We start from the raw sequence: 734 nt of genomic DNA on the forward strand, positions 1-734 counted from the left end.
CACCAGGCCGGCCGCGCCGCCACCCGCGTCCGCGCCCGTATCCCCGCCCGCGTCGGCGGTCAGCCGGCGCACCAGCTCGGCCGGCGTGGGGCGGCCGGTCGGGTCCTTGACCAGGCAGTCGGCGACGATCGCGCGCAACTCGCCCGCCAGCGAGGGGCCCAGCTCCGGCTGCTCGTGCACGACCCGGTAGAGCAGCGCGGCCGAGGAGTCGCCGGGAAAGGGGGGCCGGCCGGTGGCGGCATACGCCAGGACCGCGCCCAGCGAGAACACGTCGGCGGCGGCCGTCGCGCCCTGGCCGAGGATCTGCTCGGGCGACATGTAGCCGGGCGAGCCGATGGAGACGCCCGTGGAGGTGAGGGAGGCGGTGCCGTCGATGGCGCGGGTGATGCCGAAGTCGATGAGCCGCGGCCCGTCCAGGGCGAGCAGCACGTTCGACGGTTTGACGTCGCGGTGCACCAGGCCCAGGCCGTGCACGGCCACCAGCGCCTCCGCCAGGCTCGCGCCCAGCGCGCGTACGCAGGGCGCCGGCAGCGCGCCCAGGTCCTCGACGGCCTGGGTGAGCGAGGGGCCGGCGACGTAACCGGTGGCCACCCAGGGCACCGCGGCCTCCGGGTCGGCGTCGAGCACGGGGGCCGTCCAGGCACCGCCCACCCGTCGGGCCGCCTCCACCTCGCGCCGGAAACGGGCCCGGAACTGGGCGTCCGTCGCGAAGTGCGGGTGGACCAGCTTCACGG

1 protein-coding gene is annotated in these 734 nt (G+C 77.0%); it reads right to left on the reverse strand.

All coding sequences use genetic code 11. The annotated features are described in order from the left end of the window. A partial coding sequence (locus KUM32_RS42585) for a serine/threonine-protein kinase (protein WP_217146928.1) occupies positions 1-734 on the reverse strand: 734 nt, incomplete at both ends.

Source organism: Streptomyces sp. AC627_RSS907 (assembly GCF_019049165.1).